The sequence below is a fragment of the Cupriavidus basilensis genome (assembly GCF_008801925.2).
Classification (GTDB): domain Bacteria; phylum Pseudomonadota; class Gammaproteobacteria; order Burkholderiales; family Burkholderiaceae; genus Cupriavidus; species Cupriavidus basilensis.
On record NZ_CP062804.1, the window covers coordinates 2,920,285 to 2,938,783 of the forward strand.

The 18,499-nt window shown below is 64.5% G+C and carries 9 protein-coding genes; 7 read left to right on the forward strand and 2 right to left on the reverse strand.

What is annotated here, in order from left to right:
• Positions 1 to 61: 61 nt before the first annotated feature.
• From F7R26_RS33935 to F7R26_RS33945, 3 genes are all read left to right on the forward strand, one after another.
• Entirely contained in the window at positions 62 to 2,044 is a 1,983-nt protein-coding gene (locus F7R26_RS33935; RefSeq protein WP_193692206.1) for a zinc-dependent metalloprotease family protein, read from the forward strand.
• Positions 2,045 to 2,121: 77 nt separating this feature from the next.
• A complete protein-coding gene (locus tag F7R26_RS33940) occupies positions 2,122 to 2,973 on the forward strand; it encodes a hypothetical protein (protein WP_150993510.1) in 852 nt (283 codons plus the stop codon).
• Between the two features lie 5 nt (positions 2,974 to 2,978).
• The gene (locus F7R26_RS33945) at positions 2,979 to 3,182 is read left to right on the forward strand and encodes a hypothetical protein (RefSeq protein ID WP_150993508.1); all 204 of its coding nucleotides are present in this window, start codon (positions 2,979 to 2,981) and stop codon (positions 3,180 to 3,182) included.
• A 211-nt stretch (positions 3,183 to 3,393) separates the two neighbouring features.
• Here the strand turns inward: F7R26_RS33945 and F7R26_RS33950 are convergent, their stop codons facing one another.
• Positions 3,394 to 4,302 carry a LysR substrate-binding domain-containing protein gene (locus tag F7R26_RS33950; RefSeq protein ID WP_150993506.1) on the reverse strand — a complete coding sequence of 303 codons (909 nt, stop codon included), beginning with the start codon at positions 4,300 to 4,302 and terminating at the stop codon, positions 3,394 to 3,396.
• A gap of 126 nt (positions 4,303 to 4,428) precedes the next feature.
• Here F7R26_RS33950 and F7R26_RS33955 point away from each other — a divergent pair, with 126 nt between their 5' ends.
• Positions 4,429 to 5,979, forward strand: coding sequence for an FAD-binding oxidoreductase (locus tag F7R26_RS33955; RefSeq protein WP_241754639.1), 1,551 nt, complete (start codon positions 4,429 to 4,431; stop codon positions 5,977 to 5,979).
• 289 nt (positions 5,980 to 6,268) lie between these two features.
• Here the strand turns inward: F7R26_RS33955 and F7R26_RS33965 are convergent, their stop codons facing one another.
• Positions 6,269 to 13,402 (reverse strand): autotransporter-associated beta strand repeat-containing protein, encoded by a 7,134-nt coding sequence (locus F7R26_RS33965; protein WP_241754640.1) that lies wholly within the window; start codon positions 13,400 to 13,402, stop codon positions 6,269 to 6,271.
• Positions 13,403 to 13,834: 432 nt separating this feature from the next.
• Between F7R26_RS33965 and F7R26_RS33970 the strand changes: the two genes are divergently transcribed.
• The 3 genes from F7R26_RS33970 to F7R26_RS33980 all read left to right on the forward strand — a co-directional run bounded on the left by F7R26_RS33970 (position 13,835) and on the right by F7R26_RS33980 (position 18,396).
• Positions 13,835 to 14,629 (forward strand): response regulator transcription factor, encoded by a 795-nt coding sequence (locus tag F7R26_RS33970; protein ID WP_150992466.1) that lies wholly within the window; start codon positions 13,835 to 13,837, stop codon positions 14,627 to 14,629.
• An 84-nt stretch (positions 14,630 to 14,713) separates the two neighbouring features.
• Entirely contained in the window at positions 14,714 to 15,673 is a 960-nt protein-coding gene (locus F7R26_RS33975; protein WP_416351356.1) for a response regulator transcription factor, read from the forward strand.
• Entirely contained in the window at positions 15,670 to 18,396 is a 2,727-nt protein-coding gene (locus F7R26_RS33980; protein WP_241754641.1) for a hybrid sensor histidine kinase/response regulator, read from the forward strand. Before F7R26_RS33975 ends, F7R26_RS33980 begins: the two co-directional genes overlap by 4 nt.
• Positions 18,397 to 18,499: the final 103 nt, after the last annotated feature.

Genomic DNA, 18,499 nt, shown 5'->3' on the forward strand with positions numbered 1-18,499 from the left:
CTGCGCTCAAGCTAGCCGAGTTCGGCGAAACCGTAAAGATTGAAATTCTATAAGACCGCTTATGGCAACCCATTCCACACATCCTTCGCAAATGCCGCCTGCATCGTATCCGGAATTGACCCTCAAGCCGGGCGGTGCGGTGTGCAAGGTGGCGATACCGCTACGCCCATTGCGCATCTATTTCCAGCTGTTCCCGGGTATCTCCCGGACTGAAGCCGAGCGCGGGCTGGCCGGCCTCAGCTACAAACTGCGCATCCCTGGACAAACGGATAGCGAAGGCACGACGGAGGCCAACGGCAAGATTCTCTTGCCGGGCCTGCAACCTGGCATCACAGGCGAACTGGAGATTCTTGGCACGCTGATCCAGTTGACCGCGCGTGACTACAGCGATGACGAGAAGACCGACAGCACAACGACGATGGGCATCCAGGGTGCCAAGCGTCGCCTGATGGTGCTGGGTTACTACGACAAGCCTTATCGGTCCGTACGGCCCGGGCAAGTGGCTGTGTCGCAGATTCCCGATGACAAGCTGGACCACATCGAAATCGAGGACGCGATCCTGCGTTTTCAGGTGGACAGCGGCATCGAGCCCAATGGCGAAATTGAGCGGCACGAACTCGCTGGCAGCAAGATCGATCCATCGCAGGCGTTTGGCTTTCACCGCGACCTCACTGGCTCGAGCGTCAAGCAGTTTCACCCCGACTTCGTCGCCAAGCTGGCAGCGGGCGGCGGCAGCGCCCCTCCGGGCACCATGGAGCCATGTACCGTCCCGCCCCCGCCACGACCGAAAGACAAAGGCACAGTCGGATCTGCCACGCCGGGGCCGTCGCCAAAACCGCTGGCACGTGAAATCTACGATGGACACCGGTTTGTACCGGTCCGTTTCGTGCGCTACAACGAATCGACCACCTTTCATCCGAGCAGGCCCGAACTGGACGAGCGCGGCTACCGGGAGCATGACGGGCCCATCGTTAGCCTGATGGCTGGACAGAGAATTGACCTGTTGCTGCTGCGCCTGCATGTCGGGGCGAGCGTGCCGCTGAGCTTCGTCAGTACGGATGAGAGCACGGTCAAGATCAGTCATGTGACGGGCGATCTGATCGAACTGACAGGGGTACGTGGCGGAGAAGAAGCATCTCCACGCACGGCCAGTATTGAAGTGCGCTTCGGCAGTTCCACTGGGCCACTGCTACACACCCTGGCTGTGCAGGTCTACGACCCCATCAACGTCGCTGTGGCGGTGCATTTTGTGTCCATTGGGCAGGCCGGCAGGCCGGAGATTCCACGGATTCCTCCGTCCCTTCAGCGTCCAAAGCTTGAACCCATCTTCAACAAGATCAATGACATCTGGCGGGCAGCGGGGATTCGCTTTGAGGTCAAGCAATGGCTGAATGACTCCATCGACTTGACGCAGGCAGGGGCGATGACCGTCAAGCCTGCCAAAGACGGGCAACCCGCGGTGAACGAGTTCCCCGCGGTGACCAGTCTGAATCGCAAGGCGAGGCATCTGAACATGTATGTGGTGGAATCCACAATCGGTAGTGGCATTGGCTGGGGGCTTTGCAATACCGCCCTGGTGGCCGCCGAGCAGATGCATGGCGGCCAGCCTTCCAGCCAGGATCAGCTCATCCAGACGTTCGCCCACGAGATCGGGCATTTTCTCGGACTGTGGCACCCCGCAACGCATAACCCCGAGGGGGACGATGTTCAAGTGCAAATTCAAGGCAGGGATGAACGCCACAACCTGGAGGATTTCTGGTCTCGCCGGATGCTGATGTATGTCTATACCGGCTTGAACGGCATCGGTCCACTGGACGCCAATACCCGGCAACGAGGACGGCAACAGGATGTTGGCAATGGCTGGCATGTGGGCGGCAAGATGCTGTGCTGCAAGACGGTGCCGAAGGTCGTTTCCTCTTCGAGATTTTCTGAAATTGTCACGGCGCGCGGGATCGCACTACTCAACCAGTCTGAATCGTCAACGGAGAAGAAAACGGCATGGTCACCACCGTCCGACAACGCTGGGCAAGGCGTCTTTGCCTGAGTCTGCTGCTCACCTGCAGCGTAGCAGTACCACTGGTGTGTGCTGCGCAAGATCAAGTCATACAGGAGCAACCGAATATGCCTAGCCTGGCACAAATGATCGACCACGAGCAGTGGGATGACGCTTACGCCTATGTTCGCCGGCAACAGAATGCCATCGTGCCGGAAATCCGCGCTATCGCGGATGACCCAAACACAAGCAGCACCACGAGGTACATTGCCTATAGCTTTCTGCGAAAGGTGCCTACGCTGGAATCAGCACTTTTGTTGGCGCACGGGCTGGGAGAGGGCGGTAGAGACAACAGCGTATTTGGCTTGATCGAGAACCCCCGTGCTGAGGTCTACCCGATTCTCAAAGCGAAGCTCCAACCTCCAAAGGAGGAGGAAAACAAGAACCTCCTGCTCACAATGGCGCAGATGTCCGTGCCACCGGAGCAGCGCATCGCCGATCTGAAGCCCTATCTAGCGGCAAGAAACTACGGGGTGCGCGTCGGCGCGGTCTTCGGCCTCGCGCTGCTGGAGGACCCCGGCAGTATGGAACTGATGACGCGTGCGCTGGGTGCGGGTGACCGTGACGGGAAAAGGGACCCACTCATGATCTTCTATCAGTTCCGCGCATGGCGCATGCCGAAATTTGTGCCGGTGCTGATTCCCGTGCTGAACGACCCCATGCCGATCAAGGATATCGGACTGCGCCGCTATAACGCGGATGGCAGCGAATCTGCCATGACGCCCGAAGAACTGCGCTATCTACGCGCCCGCGACTACGCGCTGAACATCCTCGTCAAGACGCTGAACATCGACGTGCCGTTCAAGATCGAGGACGACGTGACTTATTCCAAGGAGCAGCGCGAGTTGGTCAAGCAGAGGCTGCGCGACTTGGGCTACACGGTGAGCGACGAGCCCCATCCGGTCACGAGCGGCGTGTAAGCAAGATGGCCGACATGGACCCGCAAGGCATCCCCTCGCCCGAGCCGGACAACAAACCAGCTGCCGGTAACGGTTCGCAGCCGACGCCTCGCTGGATTCCGCCGCCGCGAACTGTTGAGCAGCGCATGGTCACCACCGTCCGACAACGCTGGCCGCAATTCAATACTGACTGGGGCAGTTATGTTTGGGCGCGCAAATTGGCCACCTGAAGAATCCGATGACTTACATCGCGCGCATCAATGCCCGGCCTTCGGCGCTGAAAGCAATCCAGGACGAAACCGATATGGTCAACATTCACGAGGCTGCGGAGGCGGCCTAAGTCCCTTGACGCCGGGATTGCCGGTGCGGCCCGGAACTATCGCGGCTCGCCGAAAGTAGCGTGCTTATAAACAAAAATGGCAGGAGGAATGCAGGCTCCGCTCAGTCCATCGCCCCAATCCAAGTTGCAAAAGCCTCAACGTCCGCTTGCCGCACGTTCCGGGCCATGGCGACCAGGTAAAAGCCATAGCCTGGCAGCGACAGGGGATGCGCCTTGACCAGTGTCCCGGATCGCAGTTCATGGCTCACCACGACGTCGCTGCAGATCGCGACCCCCTGCCCCGCAACCACGGCGTCGATCGCGTGCATTTCCTCGCGGAAACTCAGCGCCCACGTTTTGTCGGCCGCCTTCAAGCTCGGATCGATCAGGCCCGCTGTTGCCAGCCATTGCCGCCATGTGGGGGCTTGCGGATCCCGTGTCATCCAGTCGAAGTGGATCAGGGGGAAGCGCAGCAAATCCGAAGCGCGCTCGATGGTGTGTCCATCCTTAACCAGCAGCGCCGGGCTGCAGATCGGGAAAAACGTGTCCCGACAGATCTCCCGCACGACGAATCCTGTTGGCATGGTCCTGGCATAGCGGATCGCCACATCGGCCTCACCCGATCGAAGGTCCAGGATCGCGTCCGTTCCGATGATCTCAAGCGCGATGTCGGGGTATCGCTCCCGCCACTGCGGCAGACGCGGGACCAGCCATCGGCTCGCGAACGCATTGGGGCTCGTGACGCGTAGCGGAATCGGCGCACCGGACTCGGCCATCCCTTCCACCGCGCCGACGAGGGCATCGAAACCATCACGCAACGCCGGATACAGCCTCGCACCAGCGCCCGTGAGCACCGGAGGCCGCGGGTGGCGCTGGAACAGGCGGTGCCCACACGTCTCTTCCAGCAGCCGGATCTGATGGCTGATGGCAGTAGGCGTCACATGGAGTTCGGCCGCCGCAGCCTTGAAACTGCCAAGCCTGGCGGCAGCCTCAAAGGCCTGCAACGATCGCAGAGGGGGCAGCTTTCTCATGGACGTAGATGAATTTTCCTCACCTGGAGCTGAGTTCTTTGATTTTGCCATGCGAAAGAGCGCGTGACAGTATGCTCCCAGTCGGATGGGACTGGCCCCGACGAAACCGAGAGATTGGGGGTAAGCATGGACACTGGACAACGGGTCAATCGCCTCGGGACCAATCGGCCGGCGTCGATGATCGACACCTTGCGGCGCAAACTGGACGGAGATGTTGTCCTCCCGGACGATCCCGGCTATGAGGAGGCTCGCAAGGTCTGGAACGGCGCTGTGGACAAGCGGCCGGCCATGGTCGTGTACTGCGCCAGCACACGCGATGTCATCGAAGCGGTGATGTTCGCCCGATCGGGCAACCACCTCGTAGCGATCCGCAGCGGCGGACACAATGTGGCGGGCTTGTCGGTCTGCGACAATGGGATCGTGATCGACCTGTCGCGCATGAAGCACATTGCCGTCGACCCAGCGCGGCGTGTGGCCCGTGCCGAAGCCGGCCTGAGCCTGGTCGAGTTTGACACCGCCACACAGGCCCATGGACTGGCCACCACGATGGGCGTCAATAGCGACACGGGCATTGCCGGACTGACCTTGGGCGGCGGATTTGGCAAGCTCGGGCGCAAGCACGGCCTGGCCTGCGACAACCTCCTGGCCGCCGATGTCGTGCTGGCCGATGGCAGGCTTGTGACAGCCAGCGCCGTCGAAAACGAGGAACTGTTCTGGGGATTGCGCGGAGGCGGCGGCAACTTCGGCATTGTTACCGCCTTCGAATATCAGCTCCACCCGGTCGGGCCGTTACTGCTGGTGGGCTCGGTACTCCACCCCTACGACCGCGCGCGAGATGCGATGCGGTTCTACGATGATTTCTGCGCCCGGGCCCCGGACGAACTCAGTGTGGACGCTGCTCTCGTGACGGCCCCGTCGGGCGAGCGCTTCTTCAACATATCGGCCTGCTACTGCGGCGCGAACGAGCCCGGCGAGCGCATCATCCGCCCACTGCTGGAGCACGGCACCCCGGTCGAGAGCAAGCTGGCCCCGGTACCCTACCTTCAGATCCAGTCCGGCGGCGACGGCCTCTTTCCGCGCGGACGCCGCTACTACTGGAAGGCGCAGTATCTGCACACGCTCACCGACGCCGCCATCGACACAGTTCTTGATACCTACGCGCGTGCGCCCTCGGTTTCCTCACTACTGGTGTTCCAGCACGTCGGCGGTGCCATTGCCCGCGTTCCTGCGTCGGCAACGCCCTATGCGAATCGTGACGCGCGCTACGACTGCTTCCCCATCTCGATCTGGGATGCGCCGGACGAGGAGGATGCGGCCATCCGCTGGGCACGCGACGTCTGGAGCGCCGTCAAGCCCTTCTCGACTGGAGGCGTCTATGCGAACAACCTCGGCGACGAGGGCGAGGACCGCGTGCGCGCCGCCTATGGTGAAAACCATGCGCGTCTCGCCGCGCTCAAAGCCATATACGGCGGCCAACTTCTTTCGCCTGAACCAAAACATCAGGCCCTCGGCCTAGTGCACGGTATTGGTATTGCGGTGAATCAGGCGTACAGGCGCCGGGCCATTGCTGCCGTCCTGCCTTGCGCTCGCGTGGCCAGGCATCCACGGCGACACCGGGCTCTCCTTCTGACTCTCCGTCTCGGCCTGCTCAGCGTCTTCGTCGTTCTTATATATTGATGGCAGCGTACCGAGCGTTCCGGCACGCCCTCTCAGGAACGCCTCCAGCGCGGCAGCCTTGGTGGCGCTAATGCCGCGAAGTCCATCCCACCAGGTGCCGCCGATTTCCACTACGCCCGGAATCTCGCGCCAACTCAGGGCTGTGGCAGAAAGACATGGTCCATATACGGTTGCGGGCAAGGTGGATCCAGGCCCGCAACCGGCGGACGATGAACGGCCAGCGCAAACCGCACGCACTGGCCGTTCTCCGTCCTTCCGGGACGACGATGGCAATTGGATACGGATGCAATCAGAAGCGCTTGTCAAACGACAGCTTCCCCTGCACATCGCTCCCGCCAAAGTAGTAGACCCCGAGTCCCACCTGCATGTCGCGCGCCAACCGGTAATTCAACGCACCCTTCACACTGAACTGGGTCTGACCGAACCCCGGATTGCGCACCGTGAAGTTCGCGCTTTCCGTTGCAACGCTGGCTACCACCGAATGGTCGCGCCGGCTGTCCCGGATGATCTTGAAGCCGGTGTCGAAGCCGAAGCGGTCGGTGACATTGCCGCTGAGGCTCATGCCCAGCATGAACGCGGCGCCGCTCTGCTTCAACTGCTGCACGGACAGTGCGTCGGACGGCGACGCCGCATTCACTTCGGAGAACCCGTTGGTCCGGACCGAGTACGGGGCGACCTCCAGCGTTGTCTGCAGGCGCAGGCTTGCACCGTTGAACACGTGGGCCAGACCAATCGAACCCAGCCAGGCATCGGACGACACGCCATCAGCCTTGGCGGATCCATTGCCGGTCTGGCGGGTCAGATCGCTCCGGTAGTAGCTGAAGGCGGCACGGGCCAGGGCATGCAGTCCCAGTCCTCCGGGCAGTTCCGTGGCCGCCGAAAGCGAGCCGGTCACGCCGTTCGACCTGCCATTCAGATAGCTGCTGCTGGTCGAGACATCGTCGACCACCAGGTTCGCCTTCCATACCGTGTTCTTCAGCACCCCGGTGTAGCTGCCTTGCAGGCCATCCGTCTTCAGCGCGTAAGAGGCATAGCCTGCGTTGTCGGCACTGCGGCGGCCGCCGAACACGCTGGCATCTACGCCCTGCTGCGTCCTGCCGATATCGCCAGCGATGTCCGAGCCCGGCGAGAAGAACAGGGCCTGCTTGCCTTGCTCGGTCAGGCTGGTGTACGCCTCTGGCGAGAACTTGGCGAATACGGTCTCGGTACTGCCGCCAGCAGCAAGCGTCGTCACCAGCCGGTCGAGCAGGCTTGCGCCGTGGAATTGCTTGACGTTGCCGGCCGAATTGACTGCGAGTCCGCTCAGGATGGCGCTGTCATTGGCATTTTTCGCGACCGCTTGATAGAAGCCGCTGTAGCCGGCGCTGCCCAGGCCGATCACGCTGCCGGTGCCCAGGCTGAACAAGGCTTCTTGTCCATAGCCCTTCTGCACGGTAGAGAATGCGCCGCTCAGTTGCCCCGGTGTGTAGGCGAACAGCGGGATGACCTCGCCGAACGCGACATCCGCACCGCCGTTGTAGTTGGCAATGTTGAGCGTCGCGCCATCCTGGATCTTGAGCGATCCGGTCACCTTGACCTGGTCGAAGTCCTTGCCGGCAACGCGGTTGAATGCGGCATTGGCGATCTCCATCTTGCTCGTGGATCCACTGCCCAGGGTCAGGTTCTCCACCTGCAGCCTGCCGGGAGAGTTGCCCGGGGACAGCAGCGAGTTCGCTCCCATCACCAGGTTGCCCGATAGCGAGCCGTTACCGGACAGGACGCCACCGATGATCTCCGTATTGGAGGCGGTCACCGTACCCAGCACCGAGGGGTCGGCGGCATTGCCGAGATGCAGCGACGGTACCGCGCCCGGGTTGTTCGAGACCACGGAGATGGTGCCGGCGGCTAGCGAGCCTTGCACATCCAGCCTGGCACTGTCGAAGACGTTGACCGTGCTGGAGGTGACATTGGCCTGCGCGCCCACCGACAGCAGCGCGTTCGAGTTGAGGTCGATGGTGGTCGCCCTGGCCGCGCCGCCGGATGCCACCGACAACGTAGCGCCCTGGTTCAGCTGGATCAGGGGGAAGGACAGCGTGCTGCCCGAGGTGACCGTCGCGGACACCGTTCCCGTGGTGCCGCCCAGCGAGAACGCGCTGTTTGCATCGGTCGACGCCAGCGTATTGTTGACGTTGAAGCTGCCGCCGCGGACGTCGAAGACGCCGGAGCCGGTTACCGTGCCGGAGAACTCGCCGCCTTGCTGGACGGTCAGGCGATTCGCCCCCAGATCGATGTTGCCGGCGCCGCTCAGCGCATGGATGCTCTCGTTCCCGCTGATCAGTTTCAGCGTGCCGACCGCGCCCTGGCTGCTGTTGACGGCGACATTCATCGACTGGCTGAGAATGGCGTCGCCGTCGAGCGCGACCACGCCCTGGTTGATGACCAGGGTGCCGCCGATATTCACGGCCCCGGCGGGGCTGCCCGCCGCACGGGAAAGCGTGAGCGTGCCGCTGCCTTCCTTCACCATCGAGCCGGCGCCGACGATGGCGCCCGCATAGGTGGAGTCGCCCGACTGCGCTAGCCGCAGCACGCTGCCCGGCTGCACATTGACGACACCCGATGCGCCGCCGGCCAGCCCGGCCGTCGCCACGGAGCGGTCGCCGGACACGTTGACGGTGCCGTTGTTGGTCACCTTGCCCACGCTCGCCAGGTTGGCATTGAGGTTGGCGGTGCCGTTGTTCGTCACCGACGCCACGGCTTGTACCGTATTGACGTTGAAGGTGCCGTTGTTGGTCACCGCGCCAATGACATCGGCCGTGCCCGCCGTGAAGGTGGCGCCGCTGGCGATCTTCACCGCGCCGGTATCCGCCAGGGTGCCGCCGCCGGTGGTGTCCAGCGTCCCGGCGTTCACCAGGGTGCCGCCCAGGTTGGTACTGGCCCCCGTCAGCGTGAGCGTGCCGGCGCCGTCCTTGGCAAAGCCGCCATTGCCGGTGAAGGTCCCGGCGAAGGTGGCGTTGCCGCTCTGGTCGATCGTGACCGTGTCGGCCGCGCCGGCCATGGCGAAGACGCCGTTGCCGGTCAGGGTCGGGGTATGGATGGCCCGCGCGCCGCTGACCGACCAGTTGCCGTTGTTGACGACACTACCCGCGGCCAGGTCGCTCGATTGTGCGACCGTGGCACCGCCGTTGTTCGTCACGGCCGCCACGGTTTGTGCCGCGTTGACGTTGAAGGTGCCGCTATTGGTCACCGCGCCGATGGTATCAACCGTGCCCGCCGTGAAGGTGGCGCCGCTGGCGATCGCTACCGTGCCGGTGTCCGCCAGGGTGCCGCCCCCGGTCGTGTCCAGCGTCCCTGCGGTCACCAGGGTGCCGCCGTTGTAGGTATTGGCGCCGGTCAGCGTCAGCGTCCCGGTGCCGAGTTTCTCCAGCGCGCCGTTGCCGGCGATGGCGCCCGCATAGGTGCTGGCCCCGCTCTGGGTCAGGTGCAGCACATCGGTGGCCTGCGCCAGGTTGATGACGCCCGATGCGCCGCCGGCCAGCCCGGCCGTCGCCACGGAGCGGTCGCCGGACAGGTTGACGATGCCGTTGTTGGTCACCGTGCCCGCGCTCGCCAGGTTGGCATTGAGGTTGGCGGTGCCGTTGTTCGTCACCGACGCCACGGCTTGTACCGCATTGACGTTGAAGGTGCCGTTGTTGGTCACCGCGCCGATGAGATCGGCCGTGCCCGCCGTGAAGGTGGCGCCGCTGGCGATCTTCACCGCGCCGGTATCCGCCAGGGTGCCGCCGCCGGTGGTGTCCAGCGTCCCGGCGTTCACCAGGGTGCCGCCCAGGTTGGTACTGGCCCCCGTCAGCGTGAGCGTGCCGGCGCCGTCCTTGGCAAAGCCGCCATTGCCGGTGAAGGTCCCGGCGAAGGTGGAGTTGCCGCTCTGGTCGATCGTGACCGTGTCGGCCGCGCCGGCCATGGCGAAGACGCCGTTGCCGGTCAGGGTCGGGGTATGGATGGCCTGCGCGCCGCCGACCGACCAGTTGCCGTTGTTCACCACGCTGGCCGCGACCACGTCGCCCGATTGCACGACCGTGGCGGTGGCGTTGTTGGCCAATGCCCCTGCCACCGCCAGCGAGCCGGCCGTCGCGAAGGTCGCTCCGGCATTGTTGGTGACGCTCTGCATGGTGCCGCCATCGACCAGCGAGATCACGCCGTTATTGCTGACATTGCCCGTCGTCAGCGCGGCGCCGGCCACGATCTGGCCGCCGGCCTGCACATCCACGGTGGTCATCTTTTCCGCACCGCCGAGGACCAAGGTGCCGCCCTTGATGGTGACGCTGCCGCCCGTGGACTGCATCAGGTGGCCGAGGTTGGCGTGGTCATCGATGGTCGACACCAGGCCCCCGTTCAGGACGAAGGAACTGAGCTGGTTCTGCCCGGTCAGGTACAGCGTACCGTTGTAGCCAGCGGCGCCGACGTTCAGGCCGCCGTTGGTGATGTTGCCGGCCATGTATGCCGTGTACCGCGCGTCGGGAGCGATATTGCCCTGGCTGCCGAGATATTGGCCATAGACCGCGATATTGCCCTGGTTGCTCGCCAGGTCGATGTTGTTCTGGAAGCGCACCGCACCCTGGCTGTACTCCGAGCCGAACACCAGCGTCGAGTTCGCCGACAGATAGGAGCTGCCCCATTGCAGGTTCTGGGTCGCGCCGGACGGTGTCTGCCCGAGGGCCACCGTGATGCCCGCGGCGGTGCCTGCGGCGAAGCCACCGGCACCATTCCAGATGAACTGGCCGGGCACGGCCGTACCGGCGCGCTGGGTCACGTCCGAATTCAACAGCAAGGTGCCCGCGTTGCTCGTGGTCAGGCCGGACGGCAGGCTGCCGGCGCCGTTGAACACGACGCTGCTGGCCGAGTTGATCCCCACCCCCAGGTCTGCCTGGAGCGTGCCGCCTGTCAGGATGGTCTTGCCGGAATAGGTGTTGGTGCCGGCCAGCTGCACCAGGCCGCCGCCACCGATTTGCAGGTCGGCGCCAGCGCCGGGTGCATAGCCTCCGCTGGCGATGCTCGCGGCGCTATCGTCGGCGATCTGCCCCTCGATCCGGATGGTATTGCCGACGCCGGGCGCCAGCAGCACATTGGATCCCTTCATCATGAAAATGTCCGAGCCGGAAGCCTGGCCCGCCTGCCCACCATTGTTGCTGGAGCCGGCAAGGACGGTGTTGTCCCGGAACAGCACGTTGCCCGTCAGCGTCAGGCTGCCGCCCGAGCGCACGAAGATGGCCCCGCCATAGCCCGAACCGCCAGTGCCCCCGAGTCCGTCGCCGTCGCTGCCCGCACCGCCGCCGAAGCCGGCCTTGCCGCCAGCGCCGGCGCTGCCATCGGCCGCGTTCCCGGTGCCGCCGCCCAGCCCGGCGGAACCGCCCGAGCCACCGCCGGCACCAAAGCCACCGGCACCGCCGGCGCCACCATCACCACCGTTGCCGCCGTCGGTGATGCTCAGCGCGCCGGTGCCGCCATTGCCACCGTTGCCGCCCGCCCCGCCACCGTAGAAGGTAGCGCCGTTGCCCCCGCCGCCGCCGGTACCGCCGTCGCCGCCACGCCCGGCGGTGCCATTGGAGAGGTCAACGCCCCATTGCGCCAGGTTGGCGATCGCGATGCCGAGGTCGACATAGGATTTGGCCGCCGCCGCAACGTGCGCCGCGGACAAGGCCGCCGCGGGCGGGAAGGTGGCGAGGGCCGCCGCAGCCTCCGACGTATTGTTCACAGCATCGACTGTCGCGCTGATGACGGCCTCGGTCATCTCGTAGTTGAATGGAATCCCGTTGCTGCCGGAACCCGCATTGCCGCCTTTGCCGCCCGCCGCGCCCGTGCCGTTCTTGCCGGAACCGCCGTTGGTGCCGCTGCGCCCTTCGCCATCGGTCACGTAGACAATGGCCTGCGGGCCGGAAACGCCGTTGCCGCCGTTCGCTCCCGCGGTACCGGTGGCAGCGATATTGTTGAGCGATCCGCCGACGCTGTAGGGCGAGCTGGCGACAAAGGCGCTGACAGCCACGCCCGGGGCCAGGTCGTTACTGAGGGTGACCACATTGCCGCTGATGCTTGTGATCGTCGTCCCATCGGGAATGCCTGAGCCGGTCACCTGCATCCCGACCTGAAGGCCGGAAGTCGTGGTCAGCGTCAGGCTGCGCGCGCCTTGTGCGGAGATGCTCTGGATGGTCAGTGCGGTCGGTTTGCCGGTGAGCGCGTTGCTCAGAGTCACCACGCCCGATGCCGGGTCGATGGCGACGATGGTGGTATTGGGCGGAATGCCCGTTCCCGTCACCACCGTGCCGACCTTCAGATGGCTGTCCACCGCCGTCAGCTGGATGGTCGACTGGCCGACCGTGGTCGCCGGCAGGCTCGCCGAGAACTGCAGGGCAGACGACGAAATCGCCTGCGACAGCGTGACCTGGTTGCCGTTGATGGCCAGGATCTTGGTCCCGGCCGGAATGCCGTCGCCGCTCAGCGTCATGCCGACCGACAGGCCCAGGCCGGTCGCCGGCAGGGTCAGGACCTGCCCGCCGCCGGAAACAGCGAACTGCGAGGCGGAGAACTGCGTGACGTTGACCAGGCTGAGCGACTGGCTGCCGCTGGCGGTGACGGCGTTGCTCAGCGTGATGCCGGTGACGGCATTGTTCTGGTCGCGGGTCACGTTGCTGATCGTCGTACCCGGGGGGATGCCGGTGCCCAGGACCGACATGCCGATCGCGATATCCGAGATGGCCAGCGCGCCGAAGTTGGCCGCACTGATCACGTTGGTGCCCGCAGCCAGTTGCGCACTCGTGAGCGACTTGACCGACTGGCTGTCAACCGCGACGGGCTGGCCGAACGTGACCGCATTGCCGTTGACGCTCGAGATGGTGGTCGTGGCGGAGCCGGTGCCGCCGACACTGACCAGTTCCCCGGCCTGGACCAGCGGGTTGGCCGAACTCATGGTCGCGCCCGTCACCATGATCGTGCCGTTGTTGTTCACCAGCGTCGGTGTCAGCTGGAACGCGGTCACCGACGACACCGTCGCATTCTTGTCCGACAGCGCGATTGTCTGGGCACTGACGCTGACATCCGGCGTGCTGCCGCCATCGCCGCCCCTGGCAACGTTCTGCACGAAGCTCACGTTATTGAGGGTCAGGTTGGCGCCGCTGTTGACGAAGAAGACGCCACCCAGCCCCGCGCCGCCGCCGCTGCCCGCGCCACCCTGGGTCACGAAATTGGTGAAGGTGGCGTTGCTCGTGATCGTCGGGGCCGCCTGGCTCGCCACGCCGACCATCCAGCCCCCTGCGCCATTACCGTCCACGATGCTCTGCGTGACGGCGTGTACCCCACCGGCCGAGGTCAGCGCGATCGCAGCGACCGTCCCGATGCGTGCCGAGCGCGAACGCCCCGGCTTGCCGCGCCCCCGGGCCGTTTCGGCAACGGCCACCCAGCTGCTCGTTGCAGCGTTCCAAACCAATCGAAATACGTGATTCAAAGATGGCCGTTTCATTGACGGATATAGGTAGAGTCAGAATGAGGGGCCAATGGTATGAAGCAGGAATCCCGCGGGAAAGCGCACATCTTTGCGCAACTGCATCAGGAGTTTGATCGAGGCATTAATTTTTAAAACCGCAGATGAGCCTCTTGACGGACGCCGATATTCAGTACTGAACCGTGCAGCGCAAGGCGATCCTGCCAAAGGAATGCCCGCGCGCCATGCCGTGCGTGCGCCATGACGAAGCGCCGCGCTCAAGGTGGTCCCGTTTTGTCCGATAACCCAGGTTGTCACAACTCACCGGCAGAAACCGGCGGGAGGTGCGCAGCCTGCCCGGCAGGCACCCATTGCACTTCTGGCCGAAGACCGAACACGGGAGTAACCATGTCAAACGCTGCCGCACAAGCGCACAGCGACGCGCTTGCGGGGCTAAGCATTCTGATCGTCGATGACAATCGCGACGATCGCCTTCTATTGGCGGAATATCTCGGCGCCAAGGGCAGCCGCGTCTATCTCGCGAATGACGGGCACGACGGCTTCCGCAAGGCACTGGCTATTCTTCCCGACCTGATCCTGATGGATGTGGGCATGCCGACCTGCGATGGGCTGACTGCGTCGCGACTGCTGAAATCGGCGCCCGACACGCGTGCGATTCCGATCATCTTCCTGACCGCGGCGGCTCGGCCGGCCGAGCGTGTCCAAGGACTTCAATCGGGTGCGATCGATTACGTCGTCAAGCCATTCGAGCTGAAGGAAGTGTCGCTTCGCCTGGGCATCCATGCGCGTGCGGGCCGCCACAACCGGGACACGAGTCCCAGGACGGCGGGAAGCACCGTACTCGATACCCACCTGTTCCGGGATGCGCGCCGCCATCTGCTGTCGCGGCTCCACGAAACGCCGGCGCTACTGTCTCTCGCGGGTGCGCTCAGCACGAACCCGGTGCGTTTGAACCTGGCGTTCAAACGGTGCACCGGCGCCACCGTCCTGGATTTCCTGTTCGAGGCACGCATGCAATACGCTGCGAGCCTGTTGACCAGGACAACCATCGACATTCAAGCCATTGCCAGTGCCACCGGGTACACGACCCGGCAGAATTTCTCGACGGCCTATCGCAGGCGCTTCGGCATATCGCCGAACGAATCCCGCCTGCAGTATTTCGAAGCGCGACCCGATGCTTGACTGTGCGCAGCCCTTTGCTCACCAGTCAATATTGTTTTACGTATCGACTTTTCTCTTGTATTTGGCGGCGCGGCCGCAGGCCAGATGGGCAATCTGGTATCGTATTGCGTGCATGAACTCTCTACGGATGGAAGGGCCGGCGCGCATGCCTTGGCACCGGTCGCCGCAGGCACGCGCCGCCATCCGCCGTTCCGGGAACGGGCTGCCGGACGAGTCCCGCCCTCGCTTCCGCCTTTTCTCCAATGCCCATTGCCCTTCTGCGCCATGACTCGTATCCTCGTCGTCGATGATCACCCCAGTGATCGCAGTCTGCTCGCGGATTTCCTCGGGCAACAGGGCTTTCGCGTCTACATGGCAAGCGACGGCCTGGACGGCGTGAACAAGGCGCGCGCAAGCCGGCCCGATCTCATCCTGATGGACATCGCGATGCCGCGCTGCGACGGGATGGCCGCCTGCCGGCAACTGAAGGACGATCCAGCCACGCGCGATATCCCCGTCATTTTCCTGACGGCGTCCAGCCATCCGCAGGAACGTGTTGCAGGGCTCGAGGCCGGCGCGATCGACTACATCACCAAGCCATTTCATTTCGATGAAGTCCGCCTGCGCGTCTCCATCCACCTGACGCTCGAGTTCGACGCGAGCACGCCCTCGCCAACGACCGACATCGCCACGCCGGGCGACGAGGCCAGCGGCCTCGATGTCGCCCTCTTCCGGCAGGTACGGGCCATCGTCTTGGGGAACTTCGTCGATGTCCCCGATGTGGAAGCGTTGGCGCGCCAGACCGGCACCTCGGCGCGGCGGCTGTCGCAGGCACTGAAACGCTGCACGGGCCTGACGGTGTTCGACTACGTGCGCGAGGAGCGCCTGCGGGAATCGAAGCGCTTGCTGCTCGAAAGCGATAGCGATATCGCCACCATCGCCATGCGGGTCGGCTATACCAGCGGCGCGAACTTCGCGACCGCATTCAAGGCGCGCTTCGGCATCTCGCCGACCGACATGCGCAACGTGCGGGACCGCCAGAGCGCAGCGCGGGGAAATCCGTGACGCTGCCGGCTTTCCGCACATTGGGCCGGCTCCTGTTCGCCTGCTTCGTCATGATCCTGGCGCCCCAGGCCGTGGCAGCCGACGCGCCCTGGCCGCAGGCAGTCGATCTCGCCTCGGTCGAGGACGAATTCCCGCTGGCGGCGGAGCTAATGCTGTTCGACGATCCCTCGCACAGCCTGGATGCCGGCGCGGTCCTGCGGCAGTCGAACTGGCAGGCAGCCACGCCGCGCACGCTCTCGCGCGGCTTCACCCGCTCGGCGGTGTGGATAGCCGGCACCTTCGTCAATCGTGGCAGGCAGCCGGTGACGCGCTGGCTGGCGGTCGATCCTGTCCGGCTCGAAGACGTCGCCTTCTACGTGGTCGATGATGCTGGCACCGCGGCCGAGGAACGCTACCGCTCCGGGGTGGGCGCGCCGCTGGCGGCGCGGCCCATCGACTCCGCACAGATCGGCTTTCCGGTCACGCTCGCACCCGGCGAACAGATGCGGTATCTGGTGCGCGTGCAGAGCCGGTCGGCCCTGCTCCTGTCGCTGCAGATCTGGCACCCGAGCGCATTCCAGGATGCGCAATATGAAGAGACGATCGTCCACATGCTGCTGGCAGGCGCGATGCTGGCGATAGCCGTCATCTCCGCGGTGCTGGCAGTCGTCTGGCGCGACCGGATCTTCATACTGCTGACTGCGGCCATCATCGCCGAAGTCGTCTACGAGCTGGCGTTCGAAGGCTTCCTGTACGCGCTGTTCCTGCGTCAGGGGGGGGACTGGGTGCTACGGTTGCCGAGCGTCACCGGCAGCATCAGCGTCGCCTTGTTCACGCTGCTGATCCTGTGGTTCCTGGGATTCGAGCGCTTGCGCGCCTGGCGCTGGATCTATCTTGCGATGATCGCCGCGCAGGTCGGCGCCGCCGCCTGGACCGCCTTCGGTGATTACCGGACCAGCGCGGCGCTCGCGGTGCAAAGCGTCTTCCTCTGCAATCTGCTATGGATCGCCGCCATTGTGGACGGTGTCCGGCGCGGGATACCGAATGCGCGCCTGATCCTGCTGGCGTTCCTGCCGGATTGCGCAACGCTGTTTGTGCGACTGGCGACCCTCGCCGGGATCGCCTCCCCCGAGTGGAACGCGGGCACCTCCCATATCTGGGACAGCATCGGTGCGCTGGTCCTGCTCTCGCTCGTGATCGGTGGCCGCTCGCGGCAACTGGTCCTCAAGCAACACCGTACGCAGCGGGCGCTGCTGGCGGAACGCGAGGCGACCCGGGAAAAACTCGATCAGGCGGTAACGACGCGCACCCGCGAACTGCGCGAAGCGCTCGTCCGCGCCGACGACGCCGTCCGCGTCAAGACCGACTTTCTCGCACGGATCAGCCATGATCTTCGTACGCCGCTCACGTCGATCATCGGTTTCGCCGACCTCATCCAGGCGGATGGCCGAGAGGATGCCGAACGGGGACGCATCATCCGCCGTAGTGCCACGCATATGCTTGGCATGGTCAACGATCTGATCGACTACGCAAACGGACGCGATGCCGATGCGCTGTCGCCGCAGCCGGCCTATACCTATGCCTTGCTGGACACCGTCTCGCAACATGGCGCCGCGCTCGCGGCACGCGGCGGCAATACATTCTCCGTCGATATCGTCGGCGACTTGCCGCCCGTGATCGAACTCGACGATCGGCGCATGCAGCAGGTGCTCGGCAATCTGCTCGACAACGCCGCGAAGTTCACGGAGCACGGCACCATCCACCTGACGGTCACGGGTCGCGAGGTCGATGCGGCGCTGCGTCGCTGGAATCTGTGTTTCTCCATTGCCGATAGCGGCTGCGGCATCGCCACCGTCGACCAGACACGCGTCTTCGAGCCGTTCGTACGCGCACAGCAGGACGACCATCGGCCGGGCATCGGCCTCGGCCTCTCGATTGTCAAGCTCTGGGCCACCCGGATGGGCGCGACGCTGCACCTCGACAGCGTGCCGGGCGCCGGAACCACCGTCGTCATGGATATGCTCGTCAACGAGATGGACGAAGCCGCGATCAGCAATCTGCGTATGCACGAACCGGCGGCCACCCTGCCGCAGATCGATGGGCGTGGACATCGCGTGCTTGTGGCCGAAGATACTGCCGAGATCCGCGAACTTCTGCGTGCCGATCTGCTGAGTCTTGACTTTGACGTTGAGGCGTACGGCGACGGCATGTCGGCTGTGCATCGCCTGTCGTCCCCGGATGAGGCGCCGTTCTCGCTCATCGTGACAGATCTGCTGATGCCGGGCGCTTCCGGACGGGCGGTATTGCATGCGGCACGTGACCGGCATCCGCACGTTCCGGTGATCATGATGTCAGCAGTGCCGGTGCCCAAGTCGACGGCAGGCGAGCACTTTGACGCGTATATCCAAAAGCCGGTGAGTCTCGCCGACCTGCGCAACACGATCGCCACGCTGTTGAACCTGCCCCGTACCGAGCAGCTCGCGACCTCCGCGGCAATCGACGTGGCCATGCTCAAGCGACCCGCCAAAAGCCTGCTGGACGAGGCGCGCATGCTGGTTGAACTCGGCGCTGTCTCCGACTTGCTGGACTGGACGGAGAAGATTGCGTCCCTGGACCCCACGTGCGCATCGTTCGTCGCGAAGGTCAAGCAGTTGGCGAAGCGCGGCGAACTTGACGAGCTTCAGTCGATACTCGGCGCGAACGTCCCGGCCCCGGCACCTCTCTCCAGCGCTGGTCTTGCCTGACTTGCCTGGCCGAGGCGGCTGCGCATCTCCGTGCCTCAGAATGACTGGTGTTCCGAGGACGAGCTGAATTGGCGCATCCGGCGGCTCGGCGTGCTGCTGCAAG